This window comes from Pseudomonas sp. McL0111, from assembly GCF_052567255.1.
Genome location: NZ_CP199585.1, coordinates 1,373,502 through 1,396,073 on the forward strand (window position 1 = coordinate 1,373,502; position 22,572 = coordinate 1,396,073).

At 60.6% G+C, this 22,572-nt stretch carries 4 protein-coding genes and 1 pseudogene; 2 read left to right on the top strand and 3 right to left on the bottom strand.

All coding sequences use genetic code 11. The annotated features are described in order from the left end of the window. Window positions 1–82 precede the first annotated feature (82 nt). From ACTWLJ_RS06230 to ACTWLJ_RS06240, 3 genes are read right to left on the bottom strand one after another with little or no spacing between them, the layout of a single operon-like run. Window positions 83–1,450 (bottom strand): HlyD family type I secretion periplasmic adaptor subunit, encoded by a 1,368-nt coding sequence (locus ACTWLJ_RS06230; RefSeq protein WP_445180246.1) that lies wholly within the window; start codon window positions 1,448–1,450, stop codon window positions 83–85. After that, the gene (locus ACTWLJ_RS06235; protein ID WP_445180247.1) at window positions 1,440–3,596 is read right to left on the bottom strand and encodes a type I secretion system permease/ATPase; all 2,157 of its coding nucleotides are present in this window, start codon (window positions 3,594–3,596) and stop codon (window positions 1,440–1,442) included. Before ACTWLJ_RS06235 ends, ACTWLJ_RS06230 begins: the two co-directional genes overlap by 11 nt. Window positions 3,597–3,630: 34 nt before the next feature. After that, the gene (locus tag ACTWLJ_RS06240) at window positions 3,631–4,983 is read right to left on the bottom strand and encodes a TolC family outer membrane protein (RefSeq protein WP_445180248.1); all 1,353 of its coding nucleotides are present in this window, start codon (window positions 4,981–4,983) and stop codon (window positions 3,631–3,633) included. Window positions 4,984–5,439: 456 nt separating this feature from the next. Between ACTWLJ_RS06240 and ACTWLJ_RS06245 the strand changes: the two are divergent. Both ACTWLJ_RS06245 and ACTWLJ_RS06250 read left to right on the top strand, forming a co-directional pair. Next, window positions 5,440–7,041 (top strand): annotated as a pseudogene (locus ACTWLJ_RS06245) (retention module-containing protein); the annotation flags it as partial. Next, window positions 7,033–22,479 carry a LapA family giant adhesin gene (locus ACTWLJ_RS06250; RefSeq protein ID WP_445181324.1) on the top strand — a complete coding sequence of 5,149 codons (15,447 nt, stop codon included), beginning with the start codon at window positions 7,033–7,035 and terminating at the stop codon, window positions 22,477–22,479. The pseudogene ACTWLJ_RS06245 and the gene ACTWLJ_RS06250, both read left to right, overlap by 9 nt. The last annotated feature ends 93 nt before the right edge of the window (window positions 22,480–22,572 follow it).

The window sequence follows — 22,572 nt, forward strand, 5'->3', positions numbered from 1 at the left end:
GTCGGACAACATATATGCGTTCCAGCAGAGAACCCTGTGGGAGCTGGCTTGCCAGCGATGAGGCCAGCAACGCCACGAAAATCTAGCGCTCGTGCAACGCCTCGGCCCGCGCACGGATGATCGGCTTCAGCAGATAGCTCAGCACCGATTTCTTGCCGGTGATGATATCCACCGACGCCACCATCCCCGGGATGATCAGCAGCGGCTTTTCATCAGTGCCCAAGTGACTGCGCTCGGTGCGCACCTTGATGATGTAGTAGGTGGTTTTCTTGTCTTCGTCGGTGATGGTGTCGGCACCGATCTGCTCAAGCTTGCCCTTGAGGCCACCATAAATGGTGTAGTCATACGCGGTGAATTTCACCGTCGCTTCCTGCCCCGGGTGCAGGAACGCGATGTCCTGCGGGCGGATCTTCGCTTCGACCAGCAAGGTGTCGTCCAGCGGCACGATTTCCACCAGATCGACGCCCGGCTGGATCACGCCACCGATGGTGTTGACCAGCAACTTGTTGACGATGCCGCGTACCGGCGAGGTAACCAGCGTACGGCTGACCCGGTCCTCCAGCGCCTTGCCGGTGGCCTGGGCCTTGTTCAGATCGGTGCGAGCTTCATTGAGTTGGGTCAGCGCTTCACTGCGGAATTTGCCGCGAGTCTCGTCGATCTTGCGCTGCACTTCCTTGATCGCCGACTCGGCACGCGGGATTGCCAGCGTCGTCGCGTCAAGCTGACCACGGGTTTCGACTTCGGCACGCTTGAGGCGCAACACTTCCACTGGCGATACCGCGCCCTGCGCCACCAACGGCTCGGACATGTTGATTTCCTGGCGCTGCAAACCCAGTTGCTGGCGGTATTGCGTCTGCTTGGAGCTGAATTCGCGCAGCTCTTGCTGGCGCTGGATCAACTGTTCCTGCAAACCGCCGATTTCATCGTGCAGTTGCTGGCGACGGCTGACGTACAACGACTCTTCGCTTTTGGCTTGCCCCGGCACAGCCTTGAGCACGTCGTCGGGGAAGTTCAGCGGACGGTCATCGACCTCGGCGCTCAGGCGCTCGACTCGCAGCACCATCGACAGTCTGTCAGCCTCGGTTTCACCGACGTTGGAAGCAAATCGCGTGTCGTCCAGACGAATCAGCGGCGCGCCGGCCTCGACGATCTGCCCTTCCTTGGCGAACAGTTCGGAGACGATGCCGCCCTCAAGGTTCTGGATTTTCTGGATCTTCGACGACGGAATCGCCTTGCCGTCGCCCTTGGTCACTTCATCGATAACGGCGAAATTCGCCCACAACATGAGGAACACGAAGAAACCGATGATCGCCCAGATCGTCAGGCGCACCACGCGCGGCGCATCCTCGATCAGCGCTTTGTTGACCTCCGGCAGCGGCTGGCCCTGCAACGAAGCCGAGCCCTTGAAGTAGCGACGGATCGAATCCTTGAAACCCGACTTAAGCAACACTGATCTGCCCCTTCTTCAACGCTTCCATCACCGCGGCTTTCGGGCCATCGGCGAGAATCTGCCCGCGGTCGATCACCAGCAGGCGATCCACCAGCGACAACAGCGAAGCCCGGTGCGTAACCAGCACCACGGTCTTGTTTTCAACGACTGCGGCGAGGCGTTGTTTGAGGCGTTCTTCGCCGGTGTTGTCCATGGCACTGGTCGGTTCATCGAGCAGCAGGATCGGCGGATTGAGCAGCAGTGCCCGAGCCAGAGCGACGTTCTGCCGCTGGCCGCCGGACAGGTTCTGTCCGCGCTCGCCGACTTGCAGTTCGTAACCTTGCGGATGCAGACGAGCGAATTCGTGGACGCCGGCCAGTTCAGCGGCCTGCAACACCAGTTCGTCTTCTACATAGCGGGCGCCGGACACCAGGTTGTCGCGCAGGGTGCCTGCGAGTAATTGAATGTCTTGCGGCACGTAGCCGATGTTGTAGCGCAGTTCGCTGACGTCGATCTGGCGGATGTCGACACCGTCCACCAGCAACGCACCATCGTCCGGCTGATACAGGCCGACCAGCAGTTTCGCCAGCGAACTCTTGCCGGAACCACTGCGGCCGATGATGCCGATTTTCTCGCCGGGACGGATCACCAGATTGATGTTCTTCAGCGCCGGGTTTTGCTGATCCGGATAGGTGAAGTTCATCTGACGGCACTCGATGGCACCTTGCAGAACCTTGCGGCTCAACGGGCGCTCTTCGAAATTGCGTTCCTGCGGCAGCTCCATCATATGGTCGACCGAGGTCATGGTCACTCGCGCCTGCTGATAACGGGTCAGCAGACCGGACAGCGACGCCAGCGGGCTGAGTGCTCGGCCACTGAGCATGTAGCAGGCGATCAGCCCGCCCATGCTCAGGTGACCGTCGATGATCTGGTAGACGCCGAAGACGATCATGATCACCCCGGCCAGTTGCTGGATCAGCAAGGTGATGTTCATCGCCAGACCGGAGAGCATTTTCACCCGCAGTTCGAGGCGGCTGAGGGTGCCGATGGTCTGTTCCCACTGATACTGGCGTTCGCTTTCAGCGTTGTTGACCTTGACCGCATCGAGGCCGGCGAGGGTTTCGATCAGGCTCGACTGACGCTCGGCGCCAAGGGCCATGGTTCGCTCCATGGTCGCCACCAGCGGTTTCTGCAAGGCATAGCCGATCAGCAGGGCAATCGGGAACGCCAGCACCGGAATCCACACCAGATGTCCGCCGAGAATGGCGATCACGATGAAGATCAGAATGGTGAACGGCAGGTCGATCAGACTGGTCAGGGTCAGCGAGGCGAGGAAGTCGCGCAGGCTCTGGAACTCATGAATGTTCTGCGCAAAGCTGCCGACTCGCGCCGGGCGATATTTCATCGACATGCCAACGATGCGTTCGAATAGCGTCGCGGAGATGATCAGGTCGGTTTTCTTGCCGGCCAGATCCAGGCACAGACTGCGCAGGCTCTTGAGGATCAGGTCGAAAATGTACGCACCGGTAATGCCGAGAGCCAGCACCCACAGGGTCGCTTCGGCCTGGTTCGGCACCACGCGGTCGTAGACGTTCATCACGAACAACGGCGCGGCCATCGCAATGATGTTGATCAGGAAACTCGCGGCAATCGCATCGGCGTACAGCCAGCGCGAGCGCTTGAGGGTGTCGCGGAACCACGAGCGTGCACGCGGAATCAGCGTGCCGTGGTTGACGTCGAATTTGTGTTGGGGTTGGGCGAAGAACACTTTGCCGGTGTAATCGTCGGCCAGCAGCTCGCGGCTGACCAATGATTCGCCACCATCGGTCTCGCTGAGCAGCACGCGAACCTGGTCTTCACCCTCCCAGCCCAGCAGGACAGCGCTACGGTCATCCTTGAGCAGCAACAGCGCCGGCATCGCAATCGCCGGAATCTCTTCCAGTTTGCGTTGCAGCACTCGACCTTGCAGCCCGGCGCGAGCCGCTGCGCGTGGCAGCAGTTCGACACTCAGGCGTTGCTTGGGCAGCGGCAGACCGGTGGTGAGCATGGCCGCGCTGGCAGGTTTCTGATGCAGCATGCAAAGAGCGAGCAGACCATCCAGTAAGGGATCGTCGTGCAACGCGCGCGGATCATGACTGAGATGAACTCGACTGACTTCTGATTCCACGCTCGGCACTCTTTAACTGTTGAAAAGGGATAACTCAATTCATCCCAGGCAGTTGAACCTTGGGCTTCACGTCGTTTTGCACAACGGATGCCAACGGTGCGACCACTCCTTGGCTTCTGAGCAACTCGCCCATGGTCGCCTTGATTCGGTACTGAGTAAATAACTGAATGTTTTTGATTTCAGCCAGACGACGCGAAGCGGTGAACAACTCGTTTTCGCTGTCGAGCAAATCGAGCAGGGTACGTTCGCCGAGGCTGAACTGACGCTGGTAAGCGGTACGCACGGCGGTGCTGTGATCAACGTATTGCTGAGCGATTGGCACTTGCGCATTCGCGTTATTCAGGGCGTTCCAGGCCAGGCCCAGTTCTTCGTTCAACTGGCGCAGGGCGTTGTTGCGGATATCCAGCGCCTGGTTCGACAGGTAGGACTTGGATTCCAGATCAGCCTTGTTGCTGCCACCCGAATACAGGTTGAAGCGCATGCGCAGCATGGCCTGCCATTCGTTGTTGTGACCGTTCTGGCCGTCGAGATCGTTGTCGGCGGTGCGGCCCAGTTCGGCGTCGAAGCGTGGGTAGAAGGTCGACTTGGCGGTTTCGTACTGCTTCTCGGCAGCAGCGATGTCGGACTCGGCCGAGCGCAGGATCGGGCTGTTTTCCACCATCTGCGTACGCGCTTCGTTGAGGTTGGCCGGCATCATCGCCATGAACGGTGCCGGACGCTCCAGTTGATCAGGCATCTGGCCAACGGCGCTGAGGTAGTTGGTTTCCGAGTCGGCAAGATTGGTCTGCTCGGTGATCAGGTTGTTGCGGGCCTGAGCCATCCGCGCTTCGGCTTGATCAAGGTCAGCACCGCTGCCGACACCGCGCTGGGTGCGCAACTGGATCTGGTCGTAAATGCGCTGGTGGCTCTTGAGGTTTTCATCGGCCAAGCGCACGAATTCACGGCGGGTCAGCACGTCCAGATACACCTGAGCGACGGTCAGACCGGTGCGCTCGGAAGTGCCGAGCAGCGAGTAGGCGCGGGAGTTAACGGTGGCTTGTTGACGCCCGACTTCGCTGGACGTCGCAAAACCGTCAAAAACCATTTGCGACAGACGTAAACTTGACTCGCCCCGGTTCAGGGTTTCCCAGTGATTGCCGCCGCCGTTGGCGCGAGTGGTCACGTTGTCGGTGCCTTCACGGCCATAACCACCCAGCAGATCGACCTTGGGCAGGTATCCACCTTTTGCTGCTCTTAACTGATAATCCGCGGCCAATCGACTGTTGACCCCTGCCTGGATTTCCGGATGGACATCCATGGCCTGCTGCATGGCTTCTGGTAGGGATTGTGCTTGTACGAAAGAGGCGGCAAGGGCGAAGGGTAGAGCCTTGAACAAGTGCAAACGCATGGTAAAGATTTCCCAGAACTTCTTGTCTTGAATCACAGCAAAACGTGCTGCTGCGTCGGATGATGGCAACCGGATTGACCGTATGTCGGAAAGTTCAAAATAGGAACTGGATCACACGCTGAAGGACAGGTCGCCGCGGAAATATCAATGTGACATTAGTGGGGCGATTGTTTAGGATGGCACCCATAAGGTCAATAGTTTGGCATAAAGTTAATAGCGAAAGAATATAGCCAAATTATTGACGAATGCATGCGTCAATCTTGTTTCGCAATTTTTTAAAGTACGTCCAGACTGAATCGGCGCCCATGCCATCAGGTCCATGGAAGTCAACTGAACGTGACACCCGGAGAGTCTTCAATGAGCAGTGTTGTTGCCATCGTCAAAAGCATTGTCGGTCAGGTATTCGTGGTGTCGCCGGAAGGCGTCCGTCGCGTGCTCGTTGAAGGCGACCGTCTGATGGTCGGCGACCAGATCGACACCGGTCTGTCTGGCGCCGTCTCTCTGGAACTGGCTGATGGCCGCACCCTGGACCTGGGCCGTGAGACCCAATGGAGCGCCAACGCGCCCGACTCCAGCACTGATCTGGCCGAGGCCACCGCGCAAGCCGCGCCGTCGGTTGCAGAACTGCAACAAGCCATCGCCGCCGGTGTCGACCCGACTACCGCGCTGGACGCCACCGCTGCCGGCCCAAGCGCCGCAGGCACTGGCGGCGCTGCCGGTGGTGGCCACAGCTTCGTGTTGCTCGACGCCACTGCTGGCCGCGTTGATCCGACCATTGGTTTCCCGACTGCGGGGATCAACTCTGGCGGTCAGGCTGCGCAAAACATCACTGGCGGCCAGACCACCGACACCACGACTAACGCTCTGCGTGATTCGACCCTGAGCCTCAGCGCCACGCCGACCATCACCGAAGCCGGCGGCGTGCTGGTCTACACCGCGACCCTGACTCAGGCACCGCTGACCGACCTGACCATCACCCTGTCCAACGGCGCGGTGATCGTGATTCCGGCCGGTTCGACCACCGGCACCGTCAACGTGCCGCTGGCGCCGAACGACACTGTTTATAACGACCCGACCCAGATCGACGTGACCGTCACCGGCACCACCGGTGGCAACGGCATCACCGTGACGCCGCCGACCACGCCGGCCACCACGCAAGTCACCGACACAATCGACACCACCACAGTCACGTTGACCGCCGCGCCGAACATCACTGAAGGCGGGCAGATCACCTACACCGCGACCCTGACCAACCCGGCACAAACCCCGGTAACCGTCACCCTGTCCAACGGCTCGACCATCACCATCGGCGCTGGCCAGACCACCGGCACCGTCAACGTGCCGACCCCCGCCAATGACGTCTATAACAACGGCAGCACCGTCACCACCACCATCACGGCTGCCACCGGCGGCAACTTCGAAAATCTGGTGCCGAACCCGACACCGGCCGTGACCACGATTACCGATTCGGTCGATACCACCGGTCTGACCCTGACCGCTACCGGCAGCGTCGTCGAGGGTGGCCAGATCACCTACACCGCGACACTGACCAACCCGGCGCAAACCCCGGTAACCGTCACCCTGTCCAACGGCTCGACCATCACTATCGGCGCAGGCCAGACCACTGGCACCGTCAACGTGCCGACCGCTGCCAACGACGTTTACAACAATGGCAGCACCGTCAGCACCACCATTACCGGTGCTACCGGCGGCAACTTCGAAAATCTGGTGCCGAACACTACGCCAGCTACCACCACCATTACCGACTCGATCGACACCACCAACCTGTCGCTGACTGCGACCGGCACTGTGGCTGAAGGTGGTTCGATTGTTTACACCGCGACCCTGACTAATCCGGCTGGCACTCCGGTGACCGTGACTCTTTCGAACGGTGCTGTGATCACCATCGAGGCCGGCAAAACCGTCGGCACCGTGAGCGTTCCAGCTCCGGCCGATGACGTCTACAAAGACGCCGGCAAAGTTGAAGTCACCATCAACAACGCCACGGGCGGCAACTTCGAAAACCTGGTACCAAGCACCGTTCCGGCCGTGACTGACGTTACTGACACCATCGATACCTCGACCGTCAAACTGACCGCCACCGAAACTGCTGCTGAAGGCGGAACAGTTACTTACACCGCGACTGTTGGCGCACCGGTTACCGGTTCGCCGGTTGTTGTGACCTTGGCTAACGGCCAGAGCATCACCATCGCCGTCGGCCAGACTACCGGCACCGTAAGCACCACCGCGCCGAACGATGTTTTGAATGGTCATGCCCCGCTGACCAACTCGATTACTGATGTCAGCGGCGGCAACTACGAAAATCTGGTCGCCGACAAATCCCCGGTCAGCACCACCGTGACCGACACCGTCGACACCACCAACCTGTCGCTGACCGCGACCGGTTCCGTGGCTGAAGGCGGTTCGATTGTTTACACCGCGACCCTGACTAACCCGGCCGGCACTCCGGTGACCGTGACCCTGTCGAACGGTGCTGTGATCACCATCGAAGCCGGCAAAACCGTCGGTACCGTGAGCGTTCCAGCGCCTGCCGATGACGTCTATAAAGACGCCGGCAAAGTCGAAGTCACCATCAACAACGCCACGGGCGGCAACTTCGAGAACCTGGTGCCAAGCACCGTTCCGGCCGTGACTGACGTTACCGATACCATCGACACCTCGACCGTAAAACTGACTGCGACTGAAACTGCTGCTGAAGGCGGAACAGTTACTTACACCGCGACAGTAGGCGCACCGGTTACCGGTTCGCCGGTTGTTGTGACCTTGGCTAACGGTCAGAGCATCACCATCGCCGTCGGCCAGACTACCGGCACCGTGAGCACCACCGCTCCGAACGATGTGCTGAACGGTCATGCTCCGCTGACCAACTCGATCACCGACGTCAGCGGCGGCAATTACGAGAACCTCGTTGCCGACAAATCCCCGGTCAGCACCAACGTGACCGACACCGTCGACACCACCAACCTGTCGCTGACTGCGACCGGCACTGTGGCTGAAGGTGGTTCGATTGTTTACACCGCGACGCTGACCAATCCGGCTGGCACGCCAGTCACCGTGACTCTGTCGAACGGCGCTGTGATCACCATCGAAGCCGGCAAAACCGTTGGCACGGTGAGCGTTCCGGCGCCTGCCGATGACGTCTATAAAGACGCTGGAAAAGTTGAAGTCACCATCAACAACGCCACGGGCGGCAACTTCGAAAACCTGGTACCAAGCACCGTTCCGGCCGTGACTGACGTTACCGATACCATCGACACCTCGACCGTCAAACTGACCGCCACCGAAACTGCTGCTGAAGGCGGAACAGTTACTTACACCGCGACTGTTGGCGCACCGGTTACCGGTTCGCCGGTTGTTGTGACCTTGGCTAACGGCCAGAGCATCACCATCGCCGTCGGCCAGACTACCGGCACCGTGAGCACCACCGCGCCGAACGATGTTTTGAATGGTCATGCACCGCTGACCAACTCGATCACCAATGTCAGCGGCGGTAACTACGAAAATCTGGTCGCCGACAAATCCCCGGTCAGCACCACCGTGACCGACACCGTCGACACCACCACCGTTTCCTTGACCGCCACCGGCAACGTCAACGAAGGCGGTTCGATCGTCTACACCGCAACCCTGACCAACCCGGCCGGCACGCCGGTGACAGTGACCCTGAGCAACGGCTCGACCATCACCATCGAAGCCGGCAAAACCGTCGGCACCGTGACCGTTCCTGCGCCTGCCGATGACGTCTACAAAGACGCCGGCAAGCTTGAAGTGACCATCAAGGACACCACGGGCGGCAACTTCGAAAGCCTGGTGGCCAACCCGACGCCAGCGGTGACCAACGTCGCCGACACCATCAACACTACGCACCTGACCCTCAGCGCCGAAAGCTATGTGCTCGAGGGCACGTCGATCACCTACACCGCGACCCTGACCAACGCCGCGCAAACTGCGGTGACCGTCAACCTGAGCAACGGCCAGACCATCACCATCGAAGCCGGCAAGACCAGCGGTTCGGTGACCATCGCGGCGCCAAGCGATGACGTCTATAAAGATGTCAGCAAGCTCACCGTGACCATGACCGACGCCAGCGGCGGCAACTTCGAGAAGCTCGATGTCAGCAAGACGCCGGTCAGCACCACCGTCAACGACACCATCGACAAGACCACGCTGACCCTGAGCGCCAGTGACACCGTCAGCGAAGGTGGCCAGATCACCTACACCGCGACCCTGAGCAACCCGGCCGGCACCGCGATGACCGTAACCCTGGCCAACGGCGCAGTGATCAACATTGCTGCCGGCGCCACCTCCGGCACGGTCAACTTCGCTGCCCCGGCGAACACGCCGTACATCGACGGCGGCAAGGTCCAGACCGCGATTGCCAGCCACAGCGGCGGCAACTTCGAACAGGTCGATGCCAACCGTTCGGCGGTGGTCACCACTGTCACCGACACCGTCGACACCACCACCGTGAGCCTGAGCGCTACCGGTTCCGTGGCCGAGGGTGGCTCGATTGTCTACACCGCCAGCCTGACCAATCCGGCCGGCAATGCCATGACCGTGACGTTGAGCAACGGCGCGGTGATCAACATCGCCAAAGGTGCATCCAGCGGCACCGCAACTGTCGCCGCACCTGCCGATGACGTCTATAAAGACGCCGGCAAAGTCGACGCGACCATCACCAAGACCACGGGCGGCAACTTTGAAAACCTGGTGGTCGACAAGACCCCGGCCGTGACCGACGTCACCGACACCATCGACAACAGCACCGTGTCGCTGACCGCCACGGCCAACACCGTCGAAGGCGGCGTGGTGACTTACACCGCATCGGTCACTGCCCCGGTCACCGGCTCCCCGGTTGTGATCACCCTGTCCAACGGCCAGACCATCACCATCCCTGTCGGCGCCAGCAGCGGCACGGTCAACTTCACCGCGCCGAACGACGCACTCGCCGGTGGCAACACCCTGAGCGTGAAAATCGACGGCACCAGCGGTGGCAACTACGAAAATCTGGTGGCGAACCAGACTCCAGCCGTCACCACCGTGACTGACACCATCGACACCACCAACCTGTCGCTGACCGCGACCGGTTCCGTGGCTGAAGGTGGTTCGATCATTTACACCGCAACGCTGACCAATCCGGCCGGCACTCCGGTGACCGTGACACTGTCGAACGGTGCTGTGATCACCATCGAAGCCGGTAAAACCGTCGGCACCGTGAGCGTTCCTGCTCCGGCCGATGATGTCTACAAAGACGCCGGCACCGTTCAGGCAACGATCAGCACTGCGACTGGCGGTAACTTCGAGAGCCTGGTGCCGAGTACCGTTCCTGCTGTCACCAGCGTCACTGACACCATCGACACCTCGACGGTGAAGCTCAGCGCTTCGGAAACCGCAGCAGAAGGCGGCACCGTTACTTACACCGCCACCGTCGGTGCGCCAGTGACCGGCTCGCCGGTTGTTGTGACCCTGGCTAACGGCCAGACCATCACTATCGCTGTCGGCCAAACCACCGGTACCGTTTCCACCACCGCTCCGAACGATGCGTTGAATGGGCATGCTCCGCTGACCAATGCGATCACCGATGTCAGCGGCGGTAACTACGAAAATCTCGTGGCGGACAAAACCCCGGTCAGCACTAATGTGACCGACACTGTCGACACCACTAACCTGTCGCTGACGGCGACCGGCTCCGTGGCCGAAGGTGGTTCGATTGTTTACACCGCAACGCTGACCAATCCGGCTGGCACGCCTGTGACCGTGACTCTGTCGAACGGTGCCGTGATCACCATCGAAGCCGGTAAAACCGTCGGCACCGTGAGCGTTCCTGCTCCGGCCGATGATGTCTACAAAGACGCCGGCACCGTTCAGGCAACGATCAGCACTGCGACTGGCGGTAACTTCGAGAGCCTGGTGCCGAGTACCGTTGCGGCAGTGACCAGCGTTACCGATACCATCGACACCACCACCGTAAAACTTTCCGCGACCGAGTCTGCGGCTGAAGGTGGCACTGTCACCTACACCGCGACTGTTGGCGCAGCCGTAACTGGCTCGCCAGTGACCGTGACTCTGGCTAACGGCCAGACCATCACTATCGCTGTCGGCCAAACCACCGGTACCGTTTCCACTACCGCGCCGAACGATGCGTTGAACGGTCATGCTCCGCTGACCAACGCTATTACTGACGTCAGCGGCGGCAATTACGAGAATCTGGTAGCCGACAAGGCACCGGTTTCCACTACCGTCACCGACACCGTCGACACCACCAACCTGTCGCTGACTGCGACTGGTTCCGTGGCCGAAGGTGGTTCGATTGTTTACACCGCAACGTTGACCAATCCGGCCGGCACTCCGGTGACCGTGACTCTGTCGAACGGCGCAGTCATCACCATCGAAGCCGGTAAAACCGTCGGTACCGTAAGCGTTCCTGCTCCGGCCGATGACGTTTACAAAGACGCTGGCAAAGTCGAAGCGACCATTTCGACGGCCACAGGCGGCAACTTCGAGAACCTGGTGCCGAGCACCGTTGCGGCAGTCACTGACGTCACTGACACCATCGACACTACTACCGTAAAACTGACCGCGACCGAGTCTGCTGCTGAAGGTGGCACTGTCACTTACACCGCGACTGTTGGCGCCGCTGTAACCGGTTCGCCAGTCACCGTGACTCTGTCCAACGGCCAAACCATCACCATCGCCGTCGGCCAGACCACTGGCACCGTGAGCACTACTGCTCCGAACGATGCGCTGAATGGTCATGCTCCACTGACCAACGCAATCACCGATGTGAGCGGCGGCAACTACGAAAATCTGGTCGCCGACAAATCCCCGGTCAGCACCACCGTCACCGACACCATCGACACTACCAACCTGACTTTGGGTGCCACTCAATCGGTCGCCGAAGGCGGTTCGATAATCTACACCGCGACCCTGACAAACGCTGCTGGCACTCCGGTGACCGTAACGTTGAGCAACGGCGCTGTCATCACCATCGAGGCGGGTAAAACTACCGGCACCGTGACTGTTCCAGCTCCGGCTGATGACGTTTACAAAGATGCAGGCAAAGTCGAAGCGACCATTTCAACGGCCACAGGCGGCAACTTCGAGAACCTGGTGCCGAGCACCGTTGCGGCAGTCACTGACGTCACTGACACTATCGACACTACCACCGTAAAACTGACCGCGACCGAGTCCGCCGCTGAAGGTGGCACCGTCACTTACACCGCGACTGTTGGCGCAGCCGTCACCGGTTCGCCAGTGACTGTTACTTTGGCCAACGGCCAAACCATCACCATCGCCGTCGGCCAAACCACCGGTACCGTTTCCACTACCGCGCCGAACGATGCGCTGAATGGTCATGCGCCACTGACTAACGCGATCACCGATGTCAGCGGCGGCAACTACGAGAATCTGGTAGCGGACAAAGCACCGGTTTCGACCACTGTTACTGACACCGTCGACACCACCAACCTGTCGCTGACTGCGACTGGTTCCGTGGCCGAAGGTGGTTCGATTGTTTACACCGCAACGTTGACCAATCCGGCCGGCACTCCGGTGACCGTGACTCTGTCGAACGGTGCCGTGATCACCATCGAAGCCGGTAAAACCGTCGGTACCGTAAGCGTTCCGGCTCCGGCCGATGACGTTTACAAAGATGCAGGCAAAGTCGAAGCGACCATTTCAACGGCCACAGGCGGCAACTTCGAGAACCTGGTGCCGAGCACCGTTGCGGCAGTGACCAACGTCACTGACACCATCGATACCACCACCGTGAAGTTGACCGCGACCGAGTCTGCTGCTGAAGGTGGCACTGTCACCTACACCGCGACCGTCGGCGCAGCCGTAACCGGTTCTCCAGTGACCGTTACTCTGTCCAACGGCCAGACCATCACTATCGCTGTCGGTCAGACCACCGGTACCGTTTCCACCACCGCGCCAAACGATGCGTTAAATGGTCATGCTCCACTGACTAACGCGATCACCGATGTCAGCGGCGGCAATTACGAGAATCTGGTGGCAGACAAAGCACCGGTTTCGACCACTGTTACTGACACCGTCGACACCACCAACCTGTCGCTGACTGCGACCGGCACTGTGGCTGAAGGTGGTTCGATTGTTTACACCGCAACACTGACCAACCCGGCTGGCACGCCTGTGACCGTGACGTTGAGCAACGGCGCTGTCATCACCATCGACGCCGGTAAAACCGTCGGTACCGTAAGCGTTCCGGCTCCGGCCGATGACGTTTACAAAGATGCAGGCAAAGTCGAAGCGACCATTTCGACGGCCGCAGGCGGCAACTTCGAGAACCTGGTGCCGAGCACTGTTCCGGCAGTGACCAACGTCACTGATACCATCGATACCACCACCGTAAAACTGACCGCGACCGAGTCTGCGGCTGAAGGTGGCACCGTCACTTACACCGCGACTGTTGGTGCAGCCGTAACTGGCTCTCCGGTCACTGTGACATTGGCCAACGGCCAGACCATCACTATCGCTGTCGGCCAAACCACCGGTACCGTTTCCACCACCGCTCCGAACGATGCGCTGAATGGTCATGCTCCACTGACCAACGCAATCACTGACGTCAGCGGCGGCAACTACGAGAATCTGGTAGCGGACAAAGCACCGGTTTCGACCACGGTTACTGACACCGTCGACACCACCAACCTGTCGCTCAGCGCCACCGGCACCGTGGCCGAAGGTGGTTCGATCATCTACACCGCGACCCTGACCAACGCTGCTGGCACTCCGGTGACCGTAACGTTGAGCAACGGCGCCGTGATCACCATCGAGGCCGGGAAAACTACCGGCACTGTGACCGTCCCAGCGCCAGCCGATGACGTGTACAAGGATGCGGGCAAAGTCGAAGCAACCATTTCGACGGCTACGGGTGGCAACTTCGAAAACCTGGTACCGAGCACCGTTGCGGCAGTGACCAACGTCACTGACACCATCGATACCACCACCGTGAAGTTGACCGCGACCGAGTCTGCGGCTGAAGGTGGCACCGTCACTTACACCGCGACTGTTGGCGCCGCTGTAACCGGTTCGCCAGTCACCGTGACTCTGTCCAACGGCCAGACAATTACCATTGCTGTCGGCCAAACCACCGGTACCGTTTCCACTACCGCGCCGAACGATGCGCTGAATGGTCATGCGCCACTGACTAACGCGATCACCGATGTCAGCGGCGGCAACTACGAGAATCTGGTAGCGGATAAATCGCCGGTTTCGACCACGGTTACTGACACCGTCGACACCACCAACCTGTCGCTGACCGCGACCGGCACCGTGGCTGAAGGCGGTTCGATCATCTACACCGCGACCCTGACCAACGCTGCCGGCACACCAGTGACCGTAACGTTGAGCAACGGCGCCGTCATCACCATCGAAGCGGGCAAAACCACGGGCACCGTGACCGTCCCAGCACCAGCCGATGATGTTTACAAAGACGCTGGCAAAGTCGAAGCAAGCATTTCGACCGCTACGGGTGGCAACTTCGAAAACCTGGTACCGAGCACCGTTGCGGCAGTGACCAACGTCACTGACACCATCGACACCACTACCGTAAAACTCACTGCGACCGAGTCTGCGGCTGAAGGTGGCACTGTCACTTACACCGCGACTGTTGGTGCAGCCGTGACCGGTTCGCCAGTCACCGTGACCCTGTCCAACGGCCAGACCATCACTATCGCCGTCGGTCAAACCACTGGTACCGTGACCACTACTGCGCCGAACGATGCGTTGAACGGTCATGCACCTCTGACTAACGCGATCACCGATGTCAGCGGCGGCAACTACGAGAATCTGGTAGCGGACAAAGCACCGGTTTCGACCACGGTTACTGACACCGTCGACACCACCAACCTGTCGCTCAGCGCCACCGGCACCGTGGCTGAAGGTGGTTCGATCATATACACCGCGACCCTGACCAACGCTGCTGGCACTCCGGTGACCGTAACGTTGAGCAACGGCGCCGTCATCACCATCGAAGCGGGCAAAACCACCGGCACCGTGACCGTCCCAGCACCAGCCGATGATGTTTACAAAGACGCCGGCAAAGTCGAAGCGACCATTTCGACGGCCACGGGTGGCAACTTCGAGAACCTGGTGCCGAGCACCGTTGCGGCAGTGACCAACGTCACTGACACCATCGACACCACCACCGTAAAACTCACGGCGACTGAGTCTGCTGCTGAAGGTGGTACCGTCACTTACACCGCGACTGTTGGTGCAGCCGTGACCGGTTCGCCAGTCACCGTGACTCTGTCCAACGGCCAGACAATTACCATCGCCGTCGGCCAGACCACAGGCACCGTAACCACTAGCGCTCCGAACGATGCGTTGAATGGTCATGCTCCACTGACCAACGCAATCACCGATGTGAGCGGCGGCAACTACGAAAATCTGGTCGCCGACAAATCCCCGGTCAGCACCACCGTCACCGACACCATCGACACTACCAACCTGACTTTGGGTGCCACTCAATCGGTCGCCGAAGGCGGTTCGATAATCTACACCGCGACCCTGACCAACGCTGCTGGCACTCCGGTGACCGTAACGTTGAGCAACGGCGCCGTCATCACCATCGAAGCGGGCAAAACCACCGGCACCGTGACCGTTCCAGCACCAGCCGATGATGTTTACAAAGACGCAGGTAAAGTCGAAGCGACCATTTCGACGGCCACTGGTGGCAACTTCGAGAACCTGGTGCCGAGCACCGTTGCGGCAGTGACCAACGTCACTGACACCATCGACACCACCACCGTAAAACTCACGGCGACTGAGTCTGCTGCTGAAGGTGGTACCGTCACTTACACCGCGACTGTTGGCGCCGCTGTAACCGGTTCGCCAGTCACCGTGACTCTGTCCAACGGCCAGACAATTACCATCGCCGTCGGCCAGACCACAGGCACCGTAACCACTAGCGCTCCGAACGATGCGTTGAATGGTCATGCTCCACTGACCAACGCAATCACCGATGTGAGCGGCGGCAACTACGAAAATCTGGTCGCCGACAAATCCCCGGTCAGCACCACCGTCACCGACACCATCGACACTACCAACCTGACTTTGGGTGCCACTCAATCGGTCGCCGAAGGCGGTTCGATAATCTACACCGCGACCCTGACCAACGCTGCTGGCACTCCGGTGACCGTAACGTTGAGCAACGGCGCCGTCATCACCATCGAAGCGGGCAAAACCACCGGCACCGTGACCGTTCCAGCACCAGCCGATGATGTTTACAAAGACGCAGGTAAAGTCGAAGCGACCATTTCGACGGCCACTGGTGGCAACTTCGAGAACCTGGTGCCGAGCACTGTTCCGGCAGTGACAAGCGTCACTGACACCATCGACACCACCACCGTAAAACTGACCGCGACCGAGTCTGCTGCTGAAGGTGGCATCGTCACTTACACCGCGACCGTGGGCGCAGCGGTAACTGGCTCGCCGGTCACTGTGACATTGGCCAACGGCCAGACCATCACTATCGCTGTCGGCCAAACCACCGGTACCGTTTCCACCACCGCTCCGAACGATGCGTTGAATGGTCATGCACCACTGACCAACGCGATCACTAACGTGAGTGGCGGCAACTACGAAAACCTCGTTGCCGACAAGACGCCGGTCAGCACCACCGTCACCGACACCATCGACACTACTAACCTGTCGCTCACCGCGACCGGCACCGTGGCTGAAGGTGGCTCGATCATTTACACCGCGACCCTGACCAACGCTGCGGGCACACCGGTGACCGTAACGTTGAGCAACGGCGCCGTGATCACCATCGACGCCGGCAAAACCACCGGCACCGTCACCGTCCCAGCGCCAGCCGACGACGTCTACAAAGACGCCGGCACCGTGCAGGCAACGATCAACACCGCAACCGGTGGCAACTTCGAAAAACTGGTGACCAGCAGCACTCCGGCAATCACTAGCGTCACCGACACCATCGACACCACCACCGTGAAGCTGACCGCCACCGGCACCGCAGCCGAAGGCGGAAACGTCGTTTACACCGCCACCGTCGGTGCAGCGGTAACTGGCTCCCCAGTGACCGTGACTTTGGCCAACGGTCAAACCATCACCATCGCCGTCGGCCAGACCTCGGGCACCGTGACCACCACCGCACCGAACGATGCGCTGAACGGCCACACCCCGCTGAGCAACTCGATCACCAACGTCAGCGGCGGCAACTACGAAAACCTCGTTGCCGACAAGACGCCGGTCAGCACCACCGTCACCGACACCATCGACACTACTAACCTGTCGCTCACCGCGACCGGCACCGTGGCTGAAGGTGGCTCGATCATTTACACCGCGACCCTGACCAACGCTGCGGGCACACCGGTGACCGTAACGTTGAGCAACGGCGCCGTGATCACCATCGACGCCGGCAAAACCACCGGCACCGTGACCGTTCCGGCTCCGGCAGACGACGTCTACAAAGACGCCGGCACCGTTCAGGCGACGATCAACACGGCCACTGGTGGCAACTTCGAGAAACTGGTGACCAGCAGCACCCCGGCAATCACCAGCGTCACCGATACCATCGACACCACCACCGTGAAGCTGACTGCCACTGGCACCGCAGCCGAAGGCGGAAACGTCGTGTACACCGCAACAGTAGGTGCTGCGGTAACCGGCTCCCCAGTGACCGTGACTTTGGCCAACGGCCAAACCATCACCATCGCCGTCGGCCAGACCACCGGTACCGTGACCACTACCGCACCGAACGATGCGCTGAACGGCCACACCCCGCTGAGCAATTCGATCACTAACGTCAGCGGCGGCAACTACGAAAACCTCGTTGCCGACAAGACGCCGGTCAGCACCACCGTGACCGACACAATCGACACTACTAACCTGTCGCTCACCGCGACCGGCACCGTGGCCGAGGGTGACTCGATCATCTACACCGCAACCCTGACCAACGCAGCGGGCACACCAGTGACCGTAACGCTGAGCAACGGCGCCGTGATCACCATCGACGCCGGCAAAACCACCGGCACCGTCACCGTCCCAGCGCCTGCCGATGACGTCTACAAAGACGCAGGTACCGTTCAGGCAACGATCAACACCGCAACCGGTGGCAACTTCGAGAAACTGGTGACCAGCAGCACTCCGGCAATCACCAGCGTCACCGACACCATCGACACCACCACCGTGAAGCTGACCGCAACCGGCACCGCAGCCGAAGGCGGAAGCGTCGTCTACACCGCCACCGTCGGTGCTGCGGTAACCGGCTCCCCAGTGACCGTGACTTTGGCCAACGGCCAAACCATCACCATCGCCGTCGGCCAGACCACCGGCACCGTAACCACTACCGCACCGAACGATGCGCTGAACGGTCACACCCCGCTGAGCAATTCGATCACCAACGTCAGCGGCGGCAACTACGAAAATCTCGTTGCCGACAAGACGCCGGTCAGCACCACCGTGACCGACACCATCGACACCACCAACCTGTCGCTCAGCGCGACTGGCACCGTGGCCGAGGGCGGCTCGATCATCTACACCGCAACCCTGACCAACGCCGCTGGCACACCGGTGACCGTAACGTTGAGCAACGGCGCCGTGATCACCATCGATGCCGGCAAAACCACCGGCACCGTCACCGTCCCAGCGCCAGCCGACGACGTCTACAAAGACGCAGGTACCGTTCAGGCAACGATCAACACCGCCACCGGTGGCAACTTCGAAAGCCTGGTGACCAACAAGACTCCGGCGGTGACCAACGTCACCGACACCATCGACAAGACCGAAGTCAGCATCAGCGGCAGCTCCTCGGTGACCGAAGGCCAGACCGCCAGCTATACCGTCAGCCTGACTCACCCGGCGCAAACCGAAGTGACCCTGAAAATCGTCTACAGCGGCACCGCCGCCGACGGTTCGGACTTCACCGGTGTGTACACCGTGAAGATCCCGGCAGGCGCCAGCACCGCGACCTTCAACGTTGCGACCATCGACGACAAGATCACCGAAGGCACCGAAAACTTCGTGGTCAAGATCGACTCGGCCACTGGCGGCAACTTCGAGAACCTCGCAGTCAGCGCCACCAATGGCAGCGTCAGCACTTCGATCATCGACAACGACGCACCGCCAGTCATCGATCTGGACGCCAACAACTCCAGCGGCGCCACCGGTGCCGATTACAAGGTGACCTTCACCGAAAACACCCCGGGCGCTGGTGTGTCGATTGCCGACACCGACCTGAGCATCACCGACCCGGACAGCACCATGCTGACCGGCGCGACCATCGTCCTGACCAACCGTCAGGATGGCGATGCACTGAACCTGGGCAACAGCGTCAACGGCATCACCATCAATGCCAACAGCACCAACGGCACCGTGACCCTGACGCTGTCGGGTAACGCGACGCTTGCCGACTACATGCAGGCGATCAAGAACATCAGCTTCACCAACAACAGTGAAGACCCGAGCACCGTGCCGCGGATCATCACCGTGACCGTGACCGACGGCGGCAACTACTCCAACACTGCGACCACCACAGTCAACGTGGTGGCAGTCAACGATGCGCCGGTCGCTGCACCGGTCAACGTCACCGGCACCGAAGACACTCCGCTGATCCTTGGCTGGTCGACCTTTGGTGTGACCGACGTCGACAGCCCGGCCAGCAGCCTGGGCGTGAAAATCACCCAACTGCCGGGCGAAGGCAAACTGCAGTATCTGGACGGTTCGACCTGGAAAGACGTTGCCAACAATCAGACCTTCAGCAAGGCTGACATCGACGCCGGCAAACTGCGCTTCATGCCGGATGCCAACGAGTCGGGTGTGGACGGTTACGGCGGTACCGGTCTGGGCAACAAGCAGGCTGACTACGCGCAGATCAAGTTTCAGCCTACCGACGGCCAACTGCTGGGCAACGCCGGCACCGTGAAGATCGACATCACGCCAGTGGCCGATGCACCGACCGTGAGCGTGGCCGACAACAGCGTGAAGTCCACCGGGCTGGTCAAGGAAGTCTGGACCGGTCTGTCGGGCCTCGGCACCAGTGGCAGCGGCGCGGACTCGACCACGTTGAAAAACGTCATCGACGGCGCTGGCACGCCAAACTCCAGCGGCAACGTGACCAACGTGCAGTCCGACGGCAGCGTCGCGGCAGGTACGGCGTCGAAGACGTCCGGCCTGATCTACCTCGAAGCCGGCAAGACCTACACCTTCAGCGGCGTCGCCGATGACAGCCTGCTGATTACTATCGGCGGCAAGAGCGTGGCTTCGGGTACCTGGGGTGCGGGCGGTGCCATCAATGGTTCGTTCACTCCGACCACCAGCGGTTACTACACCCTCGACATCTACCATCACAACCAGAGCGGCCCGGGCAGCTACGATGTGAATCTGTCGGTCAACGGCAGCACGCCGATCGACCTGAGCAGCACCGGCGTGCCGATCTACACCGGCGTGCAGGATCTGATCAACTCCGGCGTGACCGTCTCCGATCTGCACGGCACCAACGGCGAAGGCTATTACGACGGCTACAAGCTCAACACCGGCGCCGAAGGCACCACGGTGAAACTGTCGGCGATCACTACCGCGCTGACCGACACCGACGGCTCGGAAACCCTGAGCGTGAAGATCAGCGGCGCACCGGTCGGCTCGGTACTCAGCGACGGCGCAGGTCATACCTTTACCGTCACCGCGACCAGCGGCGACGCCAACGTCACTGGCTGGAGCCTCGGCAGCCTGACCGTGACGCCACCGCCGTACTACAACGGTCAGTTCAACCTGACCGTGACCTCGACCTCGACCGAACAAGTCGGCGGTTCGGCCAGCAGTGTCGCGACGATTCCGGTCACTGTGGTGCCAGCGGTGTACAACGCCATTGTCGGGACCTCGGGCGATGACACCTTCAGCGGCACCGACGGCAACGACATCATGGTCGCTGACATCGGTGGTCTGACCGTGGTGCCGGGCACCAACTACAACATCGCGTTCATGGTCGACAGTTCGGGCAGCATGAGCGCTTCGTCAATCAGCTCGGCGAAGGACTCGCTGACGGCGGTGTTCAACACCCTCAAGCAAAGCCTGGGCGGCAGCAACTCGGGCACGGTGAACATCTTCCTGGTGGACTTCGATACCCAGGTCAACAAGTCGGTGTCGGTGAACCTCAACGACCCGAACGCGCTGACCCAGCTCAAAGCGGTGCTGGACTCGATGGCGTCCGGCGGCGGCACCAACTACGAAGACGTGTTCAAAGCCACGGCCAACTTCTTCCAGAGCGCTGATGCAGTCGCAAACACCGGGGCGAAGAACCTCACGTACTTCATCACCGACGGCCAGCCGACCTACTACCAGACCAATGAGCAGACCAACCCGACGCTGTACGGCAGCGTGAAGTTCGATAGCGTGGTGACGACCAGCAACTACAAGTTGGGCGATACCTTCAGCACTTACATCGACAACACGCACTATCTGAGCATCAGCGCCAACGGCGCCGCTCAGTTGCAGGTCTACACCAGCCGTTACGGCTGGACCGCGACCAACCTGGGCACCGTGCACGCTCAGGGCGATGGCACCTATGAGATTTCCAGCCTGGCGGGTAGCGGCAGCAGCACCGATTCGGCGACTACCAGCAACGCCGGCAGCAGCTTCGCCTTGTTGAGCGGTCTGTCGAACGTCGAAGCCATCGGCCTCAACAGCGGGGTCAGCCTCAACGACCTGAAACCGTACGACTCGGACAAGACGCCGCAAACCAACATCGATCCGAAGGATCTGGCCAACTCGATCATCGGCCACACCGAAGCGACACTGCCGGGTAACGACACCGTCAGCGGTGGCGACGGTAACGACATCCTGTTCGGCGATCTGGTGAGCTTCAACGGCATTGCCGGCGAGGGTTATCAGGCGATGCAGGCGTTCGTTGCGCAGCAGACCGGCGTCGACGTCAGCAAAGTCACCACCAGCAACGTGCACCAGTACATCACCGAGCACTATCAGGCGTTCGATGTGTCCGGCGCGCATGACGGCAACGACACCCTGCTGGGTGGCGCAGGCAATGACATCCTGTTCGGCTCGGGCGGCAACGACGTGCTCGATGGCGGTAAAGGCAATGACATCCTGCTCGGCGGCACCGGCAACGACACGCTGATCGGTGGCCCGGGCAATGACATCCTGATTGGTGGTTCGGGTGCCGATACCTTCGTCTGGAAGTCCGGCGACACCGGCAACGATGTGATCAAGGACTTCAACGCCAGCGAAGGTGACCGCATCGACCTGCGCGATCTGTTGCAGGGCGAGACCGGCAGCACCATCGACAACTTCCTGAAGATCAGCACGGTCGATGGCGTGTCGTCGCTGCAAGTCAGCTCGGGCGGCAAGTTCAACTCCGGCGATGCGGCAGCCGCGACACCGGACGTGACGATCAAACTGGAAGGTAACAACTGGTCCACTGCCAACATTCATAACCTGATTGCCGGCAGCGATCCGACCATCAAAGTCGATCACAACAACAGCTGACAAACGAACAACGGCCGCCTCTTATGGGGCGGCGGTCACGTTTCCAGCCGTCACAATCGTGACGATTTCGTCGCCGCACCGCATACTCGCGTG